Genomic DNA, 12,258 nt, shown 5'->3' with positions numbered 1-12,258 from the left:
CGCAGCACTGCTAGCCGCCGAGCCCGTCAGGATGGGAGTGGTGAGTTCGGTGGTCGGGCTGGGGCTTGAGGTCGCGGGCTTGAACGCGCCCTTGGGCACGGTGCTGGAGATCGGGGACGACAAGGTTGCCGCAGAAGTGGTTGCCGCCCGCCGCGACACGCTTCACTGCATGCCGCTGGGGCCGATGGATGACATCAGGGTCGGCGACTTCGTGCACAGCAGCGGATCTGCCGCCTACATTCCCGTCGGCACTGGCCTGCTTGGCCGGGTGCTGGACGGGCTGGGCCAGCCCATTGACGGGCATGGCCCGCTGGGGGAGCACACCCTGGTTCCCATGGAGCACCAGGCACCAGCCGCACTGGAACGCAGCAGGATCACCAACCCGCTGCAACTCGGTGTCCGCGTCATGGACACCCTCACCGCGGTGGGTGCCGGCCAGCGCATCGGGTTGTTCGCCGGATCCGGAGTCGGCAAGTCCTCGCTGTTGTCCATGATTGCCCGAGGCACCTCGGCCCAGATCAATGTCATTGCCTTGGTGGGGGAGCGCGGGCGCGAGGTCAGGGAATTCCTTGAGGAAGACCTTGGAGCCGAGGGCCTGGCCCGCTCGATCGTCGTGGTGTCGACCGCCGACGAACCTGCGCGCATGCGCCTGCGGGCGGCCTTTGTGGCCACCCGTATTGCCGAGTCCTTCCGCGAATCCGGTGCGCAGGTTCTGCTCATGATGGACTCGCTGACTCGTGTGGCCATGGCCCAACGTGAAATCGGGCTTTCGGCCGGGGAACCTCCGGCAACCCGCGGCTACCCGCCTTCCACCTTCTCCCTGCTGGCCCGGATGCTTGAGCGTGCAGGTACGTCCTCGACCGGTTCCATCACCGGGATCTACACCGTGTTGGTGGACGGGGACGACCACAACGAACCCATCGCCGATGCGACCCGTTCGCTGTTGGACGGGCACATTGTCCTGGATCGGAAACTGGCCATATCCGGCCACTTCCCGTCCATTGACGCACTGGCCTCGGTTTCGCGCGTCGCCTCCCGGGTGACCAGCCGTGAACAGGCCACCGCGGCGGGCGCCCTGCGCAAGGTCATGGCCGCACGCCGTGCCGTGCAGGATCTGTTGGATGTCGGGGCCTACCAGCGTGGAAGCAACCCGTTGGCGGACGCGGCCGTCGATCACGAGGCCGCGATCAATCGATTTCTGCAGCAACGGCTCGAGGAGCCGGTGCCCAGCGGGCAGTCCTGGGCCGAACTTCAAGCATTGCTACGAACCATGGGGGTGTCCTGATGTCCAGGGGATTTGCACTTTCGGGGCTGCTGCGCCTGCGCGGACTGCAGGAGACCAAGGCGGCGGGAGACCTCGCCGCAGCCAACCGCAGCCTGCGCCAGCGGACCATGGAACGGAACGCCATGCGCGATGCCATGGCGGCTCCCGAGCGGGCACCGGTGGACAGCGAGACGCTGATGGCCTTGGTTGCCTCGCGTGCCTCCACGCGCGGCATGCTGCTGGAACTGGACACGCTGGTTTCCAGCTTGGACGGGAAAGCTGAAGAAGCCCGGGAAACCCATGGCCAGGCCCGCAAGGAGCTCAAGGCCCTGGAAAAGCTGGCCGACCGCCATGAGGTGAGGGTACGAACTGAAGCCCTCTCCCGTGAACAATTGCTCCTTGACGACTTGGGAGCCACCAGCGCCTTTGAAGGGAAGACACCGTGAGTTTTGATGGCATGGCAACACGTATTGGCGCTATCCAATCAACACTGGCGCGCGTCAGCGGAACCCCGGCACCCGCGAAGGTCGAGGCATCGCCAGCCGGTTCCGCGAGTGCTGCTGCTTTGGCCGGCACCGTCCCGGGGCTCGGTGCAACCTCGGGTGCACTGCCTACGACTCCGGCCGCGTTCACCCAGGCACTGCAACAGGCGATGGCACCTTCGGTGGCGGCAAGCCCCGTCACCGCATCACCGGCACCTGCACCCACCGTGGCGTCGGGGTCCGGTTCGGCAGTCGAAAAATCCAAATCGGTGGGCAATGAGCCTCCGGCAACGGCCGACGGCGTGGATGGCTCCGACGTGGTGCAGAACGCGAAGAAGTACTTGGGCATCCCGTACGTGTGGGGCGGTAACAACCCCAAGATCGGCCTTGACTGCTCCTCCTTCGTGCAGCACACCTTCAGGGATTTGGGCGTGGAACTTCCCCGGGTAGCCCGGCAACAGGCCAAGGAAGGAACCGAGGTTCCCTCCTTGGCCAAGGCCAAGCCCGGCGACCTGATTGTCACCCGTGGAGGTGGCCATATTGGCATTTACCTGGGAGACAACAAGATGATTCATGCCCCGCGTCCGGGGGAAAGCGTGAGCATCCGGAAACTCTTTGAAACCGATGCCACGATCATGACCATTCGCCGCATTGTGCCTTCCGCAACCGTCGGGGCAGGTGAGGCCAAGACCCCTGCCGCCGCCACGGCGTCTGCTGCGACGCATCAGGCCGAGCTCACCGCGGCAGCGCAGCGCGCTCTCTTCTCGACTGCGGTGAGTGGAGCATGATTCCCTTCCCGTCCACTCACGCCACACTGCCGGTTGCCCCTGTGTCCTCGGCTTCCGCGAAATCCGGGGACCTGGGTGCCTCTCCTTCCGGTCAGTTCGCCGAGGTCTTTGCCTCCATGATTCCCGGCTCGCCTGTATCCGGTAACTCGGGTGCATCTGTGGCAACCGGCGTGGGGGCAACAGATGCCGAACCGGCGAATCCAGAAAATGGGCAACCGGCAATCGACACCCCGGAAGCATCCCTCGTTGGCTCGCAGTCCCCGGAAACCGGCGCACCTGCTGCACGGACATCGAATACCTCAACAGCGGATGCAGGGGCCGTGATGAACCAGCGGGCGCAGCACCCGGCGCTGTCGGCTCCTGCCGCGCTGCCCGCGGGATCCGGTACAGTCACCGAATCCGTTTCCGTTGAACAGACCGCTGGCTCTGACGGGACATCGTTGCCTGTTGCCGTCGCGCCGTGGCTGGTCATCCCGACACCGGGAACTGTTGCTCCTCCGGAAGGTACGCAGTTGCCCGTGGCGGTGGCGCCCTTGTTGGTTCTCCCGCTGAAGGAAGGCGGCGCGTCCTTACCTGTGGCACCCACGCCCGGGGCCACCGTTGACGATTCCGGAGTTGCCGTGACACCCTCACCGCAAGCACTCGCTGGGTCAAGTGAATCTGAACCCACCGGAACCGCTATTGCATTTGGTGCTGGCACAAATGAGGCGGCAACACTCACTCGCCAACCCGAAGTGGCGGTGCCAGCCACCGAAGCCCAAGGCCAGATCACCACACCTAATTCCACCTCGGCTGATGCGCAACTTGAACCGGAGACTGGGGGACAATCCCCGGCCGACCACGCCGCCACGGCACTGGCCGGAACGCAAGAGATACCGGCTGTATTCAACTCAGGCTCCCAGCCGATTCCAGCGGTCGCCGGCCAGGGCGATGCCCGGATGGCTGCTACTGGAGCGACGGCGTCGGCCGGCGTCGCCAGCGATGCAGCCATCTCGGCAGTGGAGCCGCTCGAGTCCTCCGCCGTGGACATGCCCTTACAGCGGACCCAGACACCGGCCCCGCTGCACCGGCAATTGCTCGGGCCCATCGCCAGCCTTGCTGCAGGGCCTAACGGGGAACGAACACTGAGTGTCAACATCGCTCCCGAGGCGTTGGGGCCCATCACCGTCAAGGCGCTCCTGGGCGGTGAAGGCATCCGCATGGAGCTATCGGCCCCCACGGACGCCGGCCGCGAGGCGTTGCGTGCCATGCTGCCGGAACTGCGCCGTGAACTGGCCGCCACGGGCTCAGGAACCATCATGCTGTCGACCGGGACGGATTCCTCCTCCACTCCTGGCGGCCACACCGGCAGCCAGAACGCGGGCGGCGGGGACGCACGTTCCTTCACCGGCGCACCTTCCCCGGGAATGCGCACCCGCGGCGAACCGGCACCCGAAACACCGGGGCGGGAAACCGCCCTTTCCCTGCACGACACTGCCCATCTCGACGTGATGGCCTAGGAAGGACACCCCCCATGACAGTGCCACCCATCGAAGCGACGCAATTCGGGGCAACAGCCGCGCCCGTTCGTGCCCCCAAACAGGCCATGGACGGAGAAGTGTTCCTGCACCTGCTGGTCACCCAGCTGGCCAACCAGGACCCGAGCTCGCCCATGGACACCAACCAGATGATTTCCCAGACCACCCAGCTGGCCTCCATGGAACGCATGAACACCCTCAGCGCCACCCAGGAAGCCTCGTTGGACATCCAGCAGCGCCTGGCGGCATCCTCGCTGATTGGTCAGGAAATCACCACTGCCGGGGAACCGCCGATCACCGGGGTGGTCACCGCGGTGTCCTTTGCGCAGGGTGCCCCGGTGGTCACGGTGGGGGAGCAGCAGATCCCTTACGCGCAGATCATCGGCATCGCGGCACCCGCCGCGCCGGTTCCCGAGCCGGAACAGGACACGACGCCGGATACCTCGTCCGAGGGCGGGGACACGGTGCCTGAAACCACCGAACCGGATGCCCTGGGCGCCTAGGCGTCCGCCCCAAGTTTTCTTGTTCCACCCAATTTCCTTCAACGCAGAAAGACATCCACCATGCTTCGTTCACTGTATTCAGGAATTTCCGGTCTTCGCGCCCACCAGACCATGCTTGACACCACCGGCAACAACATTGCCAACGTCAACACGTCGGGCTTCAAGTCTTCCTCCGTCCAGTTCCAGGACACCCTGTCCCAAATGACCCAGGGCGCCACCACCCCGGGCGAGAACGCCGGCGGACGCAACCCCGCCCAGGTCGGTCTGGGCGTGCAGGTCGCGGGCATCTCGACCAACTTCGGCCAGGGATCCGCCCAGAGCACCGGACGTTCCTCGGACATGATGATCGCCGGTGAAGGATTCTTCGCCACGCGCTCGGGGAATGCCACCTCGCTCACCCGCTCCGGTGCCTTCGAATTTGATGCCAACGGCAGGCTGACCAGCGCCGACGGCGGCATCGTGCAGGGCTGGATGGCCCAGGGCGGGCAGCTGGCCACCGGCGGCGCCCTGACCGACGTCGCCCTGCCGCGGGACCTGCTCGCACCGGGTGTCGGCACCAGCACCGCCGGGCTCTCCGGCAACCTGCCCAAGGAAACGGCCACCGGAGAATCCATCGTGCAGGACAAGGAGATCTTCGCTGCGGACGGCACCAGTCGCACCATGACCATGACCTTCACACGCACCGCCAACGGCTGGAATGTCGCGGGCAACGACGGCGCCGGAGCCACCGGCACCGCAACGCTGGCCCTCGCCGGCGACGGAACCCTCAACGGCGGGACCATGAACCTCGGCGGCATCGCCGTGGACCTGTCCGCGGTTACCGGCTATGCAGGGCTCAAGACCGTGTCGATCGCCGAGCAGAACGGCCGCTCCGCCGGAACCCTCGAGTCCTACACGCTGGGCTCGGACGGAACGCTCACCGGGACCTTCTCCAACGGCGCCCAGCAGGCCATTGCCCAGATTGCCCTTGGATCCGTGGCCAACCCCGGCGGCCTGCAGAAGACCGGAGGATCGGGCTACACCGTCACCGCCAACTCGGGCGCCATCGAATACGGCGTACCGGGGGACCCGGGCATGGGCACCATCTCCGGCGGCATGCTGGAAATGTCCAACGTTGACCTCTCCCAGGAATTCACCAACCTGATCGTTGCGCAGCGCGGCTTCCAGGCCAACGCCCGCATCATCACCACCAGCGACGAGGTACTCCAGGAACTGGCCAACCTCAAGCGTTAGCAGGCATAGGGGTGGCACCGTTGGTAAACGGTGCCACCCACGCGATCCACCAACTGCTTCTGCGACTGCCTCCCGCGGGTCAGGGTTGTTCGGCACATCAGTCCACGGTTGCTTCCATGGCAACGGCGGCCACAAAGAGTCACCTTCATCTACGACAAAGTAGGATTACGCCATGAAAAAGACCACCGCAGGACTTGCCGCACTCGCCCTCACCGCCGCCGGAATCATCGGCACCACAACCGCTCTGGCCGCTGACGGCACCTGCCAGGTCTATTCGGGTGGCGGATGGCTCGTTGGCGCCTGCCCCGAACCGGCGGCGGTTCCCGTTGAGCGAATCGGCGGGGCGAACAAGTACGAGACCGCCGTGCTCATCTCGCAGATCAACGCCGAGCCGGGCGTCGCCGCCGTATACCTGGCCAACGCAGCCAGCATGGTAGACGCCCTGTCCATTTCGCCGTACACGGACGGACCCATCCTGCTGGTGCCCGCCACCGGCACCCTTCCAACCACGGTGGCAGGTGAGCTCGCCCGCTTGAACCCGGGCAAGCTCGTGGTGCTCGGCGGGACGACCGCTGTCAGCAATGACATGCTCGGCCAAGCGCAGCTCGCCGCAGCGAAATAATCAGATCCCGGCCGACCGTAAACGGTAAGCCGGGGGTAGGTGGGCGGCGCCGTTGGCTAACGGCGCCGCCCTTTCTGCCGAGAGTGCTCCTCTGAAAGGACGGGGTGCTTCAATGATCGTTGTAACCAGGCTTAACGCCACACGCTTTGCGATCAACGCCGACCTCATCGAGCGGATCCAGGAAAACCCCGACACCGTTGTGTTCATGGTCAACGGCGCGAAGTACGTGGTCACCGAGACCATGGAGGAAATCATCGCCCTGGTGGCGGGACATCGTGCCCGGGTGGTCTCGCTGGCGCGGAACTATGAGCAGCCGCAACCATCCGTTCCGCCCCTGACGCATCGATAAAGAGGACGCCCCCAAGTGGATCCAGCAACAATCATTGGCCTTCTGCTGGCCTTCGGCGCCATGTTCACCATGCTTTTCATGGAGGGCGCCAACGTCTCGTCGATTCTGCTTCCGGCCCCCATGATCATCGTGTTCCTCGGAACCATCGCCGTGGGCATCGCCAGCGGCACCATCAGTGACACGATCATTGCCTTCAAGTCCCTGCCCTCTGCCTTCCGCGGCAAGATCGCCCCGGTGGGGGAGCTGATCACCCGTCTGGTTGAACTGGCGGACCTTGCACGCAAGGAGGGCCTGCTGGCCCTCGAATCCGAGGCCAGGGAAACCAAGGACCCGTTCCTGGGCCGGGCCCTTCAGTCCATGGCCGACGGGATGGACGGGGACGAGCTGCGGGACCAGCTCGAGGATGAGATCTCCACCCGCGAGCGCACCGATGCGATTGCGCACAAGTATTTTTCCACCCTGGGCGGCTATGCCCCCACCGTGGGCATTATCGGTACCGTGGTCTCGCTGACCCACGTGCTGGAAAACCTCTCCAAGCCCGACGAACTCGGGCACATGATTGCCGCCGCATTCGTAGCCACGCTGTGGGGACTGGTCTCGGCCAACTTCATCTGGCTTCCCATCGGTGCGCGGCTGCGCCGTCTTTCGGAACTCGAAGTCGACAGCATGACCCTGGCCATGGAGGGCGTGTTGGCGATCCAAGGCGGAAGCCAGCCGATCCTGCTCGAAGAGAAACTGCAGGCCATGGTCCCGCCCCACGCGCTGGGCAAGAAGTCCGGGAAGGTCACGGAGAAGGCAATGCTTGATGACTTCAAGGAAGCCGCGTGAGTGGCGGCCGCAGCAGTAGCCGGCGCGGGGGCCGGAAGGGCCGCAAGCCGGCAGAGTCCGGGCACGACGGTCCGGACGAGCGCTGGATGGCCTCCTACATGGACATGGTCACGGTGCTGATGTGCCTGTTTATCGTTCTTTTTGCGATGTCCACTGTCGACCAGGACAAGTACACGAAACTGAAGAATTCCTTGGCCACCGGCTTCGGCACCGAACAAAGCGTTACCGCGGACACCGCGGAGGGCGTCGTGGTCCCGCCCGAGCTGGTGGGCACCGAGGGATTGCTGGCCAGCAGCCAGATCGACGGGCAGACCAAGGAAGCCCTGTTGGCCCTGGCCCAGGACGAACAGTCCGAACTGATTGAGCTCAAGGAACGCATCCAGAAGCGGCTGAAGGATTCCGGGCACGCTGGCGCTGCAGATTTTTCCATCGACAACCGGGGCCTCACCGTGCGCTTGGTCAGTGCGGAAACCTTCTTCGTGCCCAATAGCGCGGAGCTCACCGACAATGCCCGCGAGATCATCGACGCCATCGCCCCTGTGTTGGCCCCCACGAAGCGCTACTTCGAGGTGGAGGGCTTCGCGGACGAGCGCCGCCCCGTCAAGCCGTACCCCACCAATTGGGAGCTCTCCGCGTCCCGAGCCACCGGAGTGCTGCGCTCGCTGGTCGAGGACGGTGGCGTGAAGGCCTCGCGGATTTCCTCGGTCGGCTACGGGGACGCCCGTCCGGTCCCAGGCAACAAGGACCTGTCGCTGAACCGCCGTGTCGACATTGTGGTGCTGTCCAACCAGCCCGAGTCGGTCCGACGCCTGCTGAAGCAGAACCCGTAGTCACGTGGCTTGCCCGCGACATTGCCGGGTCGGAAGTCTTCCAGAGCGTTAAGACCTTGGAAGAACCCTGCACCGGCACGTTTCTCTCTTCTACTTCCCCTCATGGTGTCGTAGGGTGATGCCAAGGGAGCGGAATCGCGTCGTTTGGGGAATTCGCGCGGGGCTGCTCTGAGATCACTTTTGGGGAAGTGGCTGGTGGCCAATGCTGAGACACCGTGGAAACAAAGTGCATTCAGGTCTAATGGAAGAGCGTGTCCTAGCGCATTCCAGAATGCCCCGGCGAACGACTCTGGCAGCCATGTTCATCCATGTCTTCCATCTGGATGATGAACCGCAGGCCGAGCGAAGAACCGCGACACAGGCCACCGGTATCGTGAAGCTCAGCGGTGAATATGCCCGGGCGCGGGGTCATGCAGTGGTTTGCACCTGTATCCGGGCTGGCGACGTTCGCGTCATTTCCGTCCCCGATCCGGAGTGCGTGGGGCACAGCTAGCTTCAGGGATATTTCATGCGGGGCAGCCCTACGAGTGTGCATTTTTGGATACGGGCGACCAGTTGCGTTCCGATCGGAAGGAACTGTCCCCACAACCGTGCAGATGGTGCGGGCGATCAGTCCGTGTTAGACATTAATGGGCCGCTCTCACGAAGAGAAAGCGTATGCGGCCAATCCGATTACGACGGCAATGAGTGCCGCAAGGCCAATGTTCTGCCATAACACCGGAATTCGTGGCCCCTGATCGTAATAGCGACGATTTCCCATAATTTGCCCACAAGATGTTGATTGAAACTCCAACAGTATGTGAGCTGTGGTACACCGGATTGCCATTCAAGTGGCTTTCACCCCGCGGTTCACCCTGTGCAGGCCACGTAGCGACATATGGTCCATCAGAACCCTTGGCGTGAGCCCAGCCACGTCACCTATCTGCCGGGATTGTGCACTCGCGGCGCGGTCCAGCGCGGTCCAGCGGGGTCGCATGTCCGCAAGACCGGCGACACATTGACTGCCACCGGGGAGGAATTCGTCCTGCAGGATAGGTGGGTTCCAATGCACTATCCTCCGCGATTGTTCAATCCTCGATCGCTGCTCAATCCATGGTGAAAAATCTGTTTGGACTTGCAGTCACCGAACGATCAGGTAAGCAGCAATCCCAATAACCGCTAGAACCAAAATCCCCAAACCAATGTTCTGCCACAGAAGCGGAATGCGTGGACCTTGGCTGTAGTAACGACGCTTACTCATGATCAGCCTCCAAGTCTTTGAAAAGTGATTCCCGTACAGGACCCACAGTCCAAGCTATCTGCCGTTCCTGTTAACTCGCTCAGTTCGTCGCAACCCCCGGCGGGCTTTGCCAAGCTCGCGAATCCGACTATCTGCCGGCAAGGGTGTGCTGGTTGTCGAGCAGACAAAGTGACACAATTCTGCAGGCACGCTCACTACTCGTGACATGGGAAGCAGTCTGCACTGGATCTCTCAGCAGTGAGTCATATGGGCGGGGCCGATTGGTGCGGCCTTTCCCCACGGCTAGGCCGTTATGACCTTGCCTGCGTTCGTGTTGACAGCCTGCTCGATACGGCCCAGTGCCCGAATCATCTCGAGGTGGTGATCCTTGAGTTCATTGACGGCCTCAGCCAGATCGACTTCAGGAAGATTCTTGAGATCCGCCACGCGTGAGTTCCAGGACTCCACGAGGGCGAACGCCTGCGGGGTAGTTTCTTGGACGATAAATCCCTCGTAAATGTTGGTCACTTTGGACCTCTCCTCTTCGATGCGCTGGAATCCGCTACGTGAACACTGTCGAGCTTAGACTCTCTGCCCACTACGGCTCCACTTCATCCATGGCAAACGACCCTACTTCGACCGAAAGGCAGCCATGCGCGAATCCAAGGCGGTGACGCGGTGTTCGATGACATCCCCGCGGCCAGAAGGCCGGATACTGCGCAGTCAACAGAGATCCCGAGTCCGTTGTTTCGACACCCGACTTCATGGAAATGGTTGGACCGCGGTTCTGCAAACGTGGGCGTGAAGGGGGCGCTGACAACCAGCCTGAGCCGATCAGCGGTCAGTTCACGCAAACTACCTAGTCAGTCGACTACTGACGTTTGCAGGGAATTTCTGGACGGATATTTGCCTCAAGCGGCTTACCGATCGGCCATCGCCTGCCGATAGTGGTGCCAGTGACGCTCATGCCTGCGGGACGCCCCGATGCGGGTGCGCCCAATCCAACACCCCCCGACCCGGCCGCCGCCGTTGTCTATGACTTTCGCCGCCCGACCACACTGGCCCGCGAGCACGCGCGCGTGCTCGAGCTGGCCTTCGAGACCTTTGCCCGCCAATGGGGCACCCAGCTGACGGCCAAGATCCGGGTCATGTCACAGGTAACCCTCGAATCGGTCCAGATGCAGTCCTACGACGACTACGTCGCCGGCCTGCCGCCGGCCACCACCATGGTCCTTTGCGAGGCCGAGGGGCACGGAGCGCGCGCCGTCATCCAGTTCCCCGCCGCGGACGCGCTGAACTGGGTCTCGCACATGCTCGGCAGTCCCATCGCTACCGAGGTTCCCGAACGCAAGTACACCCGGATCGAGCAGACACTGGTGCGCGGCCTGATGGACGAGGCGCTCGAGGACCTGCACTACTCACTCGGTGCCCTGCTCCAGCGCCAGCTCGCAGTGGTCGGAATCCACCACAACTCGCAGTTCGCGCAGGCAGCCACCAAGTCGGAGATCGTCATCGCCGCCTGGCTGCGCGTGCGCGTGGGCGAGCGCACCACGCTGGCGTCGGTCGCGGTGCCCGCGGACATGCTCCTGCCGCAACTGGGCGAAACCAATCCTCGCACGCCAGTTGAGAACGCAGCCGAACTGCTCACCGAGGCCATCGCCGGGGTCCCGGTGGACGTGGCACTGGCCCTGGGTCCCAGCTTCGTCACCCCCGGCACCATCCTGAACCTTGCCGTGGGAGATGTGCTGCCGCTGCCGCACCCCGTCCACCGCCCCTTTGAGCTGTCTGTTGACGGGCGCCGCCTGGGCACCGCCGCAGCCGGCACCCGCAGCGGCCGGATCGCCGCCGTCGTCGTTTCTACCGAGGAGAGCCTCTCTTGAGCCCCGAACCAACATCCATCCCGGTCCTGCACTCGACGGCGCTGTATTCGGCTGCCGCGGAAGCACTTGCCGGCATGCTGCCCACCACCTCGCCGGTCACCGCGGTGCTGCACTCCGGCACACGCGACGCCTCCATGCTCCAAGGGTCCGGCGAACTGGTGGCCGCCAGCTTCGTCGGCCAGCACTCCGCCGACGTGCTGCTCTCGGTGGCCGCCCCGATGCTGGGAGGTGCCCCGGGCGGACCCGGCTCGCTGGTGTCCGCCGCCGACATCCTGCGGCCTGCCCTCGAAGCCGCCACCGGCGTGCTGGGAGCCGGCGTGCTCTCCACCGATTCGGCGGTGCACGCAGATGCGATGCTCGGGGACGCGGAGACCGTGTGCTTTGAACTTCACAGCGCCGGGAAGGAAATCGGCTTCTTTGCCATCCGCATCCGCAACAACGAGCCCAACCAGCTGCCCGCAGGATCCGCCCTCGACGGACGCGAGGACGTGGCCAGCCGACTGGGACGCATCAACAACGTTGAAATGGCCTTGACCGTGGAAATCGGGCGCACCCGCATGTCGGTGCGCGATGTGCTGGGCCTGGAACCCGGTGCCGTAGTGGAGCTCGACCGCTCCGCCGGCGCGCCTGCGGACATCCTGCTCAACGGCAGGCTCATCGCACTGGGTGAGGTCGTGGTCATGGATCAGGACTACGGGGTGCGCATCACCCAGATCCTTGATGTGAACGAGGGCCTGGCGTAG

The 12,258-nt window shown here is 64.1% G+C and carries 13 protein-coding genes; 12 read left to right on the top strand and 1 reads right to left on the bottom strand.

The genetic code is table 11. The features are described from left to right. Positions 1-31 precede the first annotated feature (31 nt). The 10 genes from OIU93_RS18530 (at position 32) to OIU93_RS18485 (ending at position 8,416) form a co-directional block, all read left to right on the top strand. Positions 32-1,285: a FliI/YscN family ATPase gene (locus tag OIU93_RS18530; protein ID WP_264271561.1), complete on the top strand. Its 1,254-nt coding sequence runs from the start codon at positions 32-34 to the stop codon at positions 1,283-1,285. Continuing rightward, entirely contained in the window at positions 1,285-1,710 is a 426-nt protein-coding gene (locus OIU93_RS18525) for a flagellar FliJ family protein (protein ID WP_217389482.1), read from the top strand. Before OIU93_RS18530 ends, OIU93_RS18525 begins: the two co-directional genes overlap by 1 nt. An 11-nt stretch (positions 1,711-1,721) precedes the next feature. Then, positions 1,722-2,534 carry a C40 family peptidase gene (locus tag OIU93_RS18520; RefSeq protein WP_264271537.1) on the top strand — a complete coding sequence of 271 codons (813 nt, stop codon included), beginning with the start codon at positions 1,722-1,724 and terminating at the stop codon, positions 2,532-2,534. A gap of 938 nt (positions 2,535-3,472) precedes the next feature. Next, complete coding sequence (locus tag OIU93_RS18515; RefSeq protein WP_264271536.1) at positions 3,473-4,033, top strand: flagellar hook-length control protein FliK; 561 nt, start codon at positions 3,473-3,475, stop codon at positions 4,031-4,033. A 14-nt stretch (positions 4,034-4,047) separates the two neighbouring features. Continuing rightward, complete coding sequence (locus OIU93_RS18510) at positions 4,048-4,554, top strand: flagellar hook assembly protein FlgD (RefSeq protein WP_264271535.1); 507 nt, start codon at positions 4,048-4,050, stop codon at positions 4,552-4,554. 60 nt (positions 4,555-4,614) lie between these two features. Continuing rightward, complete coding sequence (locus tag OIU93_RS18505; RefSeq protein ID WP_264271534.1) at positions 4,615-5,787, top strand: flagellar hook protein FlgE; 1,173 nt, start codon at positions 4,615-4,617, stop codon at positions 5,785-5,787. Positions 5,788-5,959: 172 nt separating this feature from the next. Then, positions 5,960-6,409, top strand: coding sequence for a cell wall-binding repeat-containing protein (locus OIU93_RS18500; protein ID WP_264271533.1), 450 nt, complete (start codon positions 5,960-5,962; stop codon positions 6,407-6,409). Positions 6,410-6,521: 112 nt separating this feature from the next. Continuing rightward, positions 6,522-6,758, top strand: coding sequence for a flagellar FlbD family protein (locus OIU93_RS18495; protein ID WP_264271532.1), 237 nt, complete (start codon positions 6,522-6,524; stop codon positions 6,756-6,758). Positions 6,759-6,773: 15 nt separating this feature from the next. Continuing rightward, positions 6,774-7,586 (top strand): motility protein A, encoded by an 813-nt coding sequence (locus OIU93_RS18490; RefSeq protein ID WP_264271531.1) that lies wholly within the window; start codon positions 6,774-6,776, stop codon positions 7,584-7,586. After that, positions 7,583-8,416: a flagellar motor protein MotB gene (locus OIU93_RS18485; RefSeq protein ID WP_264271530.1), complete on the top strand. Its 834-nt coding sequence runs from the start codon at positions 7,583-7,585 to the stop codon at positions 8,414-8,416. The genes OIU93_RS18490 and OIU93_RS18485 overlap by 4 nt, the downstream gene beginning before the upstream one ends. A 1,522-nt stretch (positions 8,417-9,938) precedes the next feature. Here the strand turns inward: OIU93_RS18485 and OIU93_RS18480 are convergent. Next, the gene (locus OIU93_RS18480) at positions 9,939-10,163 is read right to left on the bottom strand and encodes a hypothetical protein (protein ID WP_217389489.1); all 225 of its coding nucleotides are present in this window, start codon (positions 10,161-10,163) and stop codon (positions 9,939-9,941) included. A 437-nt stretch (positions 10,164-10,600) separates the two neighbouring features. Here OIU93_RS18480 and OIU93_RS18475 point away from each other — a divergent pair, with 437 nt between their 5' ends. Both OIU93_RS18475 and fliN read left to right on the top strand, forming a co-directional pair. Next, positions 10,601-11,515, top strand: coding sequence for a flagellar motor switch protein FliM (locus OIU93_RS18475; RefSeq protein WP_264271560.1), 915 nt, complete (start codon positions 10,601-10,603; stop codon positions 11,513-11,515). Continuing rightward, positions 11,512-12,258 carry a flagellar motor switch protein FliN gene (gene fliN, locus OIU93_RS18470; RefSeq protein WP_264271529.1) on the top strand — a complete coding sequence of 249 codons (747 nt, stop codon included), beginning with the start codon at positions 11,512-11,514 and terminating at the stop codon, positions 12,256-12,258. The genes OIU93_RS18475 and fliN overlap by 4 nt, the downstream gene beginning before the upstream one ends.

Source organism: Paeniglutamicibacter sp. ZC-3 (assembly GCF_025847175.2).
GTDB lineage: Bacteria > Actinomycetota > Actinomycetes > Actinomycetales > Micrococcaceae > Paeniglutamicibacter > Paeniglutamicibacter sulfureus.
This window is presented reverse-complemented; position numbering and strand designations above follow the sequence as displayed.

Coding starts and splice junctions, on each gene's coding strand:
- OIU93_RS18530 (WP_264271561.1), top strand. CDS start 32: ATGGGAGTGGTGAGTTCGGTGGTCGGGCTGGGGCTTGAGGTCGCGGGC.
- OIU93_RS18525 (WP_217389482.1), top strand. CDS start 1,285: ATGTCCAGGGGATTTGCACTTTCGGGGCTGCTGCGCCTGCGCGGACTG.
- OIU93_RS18520 (WP_264271537.1), top strand. CDS start 1,722: ATGGCAACACGTATTGGCGCTATCCAATCAACACTGGCGCGCGTCAGC.
- OIU93_RS18515 (WP_264271536.1), top strand. CDS start 3,473: ATGGCTGCTACTGGAGCGACGGCGTCGGCCGGCGTCGCCAGCGATGCA.
- OIU93_RS18510 (WP_264271535.1), top strand. CDS start 4,048: ATGACAGTGCCACCCATCGAAGCGACGCAATTCGGGGCAACAGCCGCG.
- OIU93_RS18505 (WP_264271534.1), top strand. CDS start 4,615: ATGCTTCGTTCACTGTATTCAGGAATTTCCGGTCTTCGCGCCCACCAG.
- OIU93_RS18500 (WP_264271533.1), top strand. CDS start 5,960: ATGAAAAAGACCACCGCAGGACTTGCCGCACTCGCCCTCACCGCCGCC.
- OIU93_RS18495 (WP_264271532.1), top strand. CDS start 6,522: ATGATCGTTGTAACCAGGCTTAACGCCACACGCTTTGCGATCAACGCC.
- OIU93_RS18475 (WP_264271560.1), top strand. CDS start 10,601: ATGCCTGCGGGACGCCCCGATGCGGGTGCGCCCAATCCAACACCCCCC.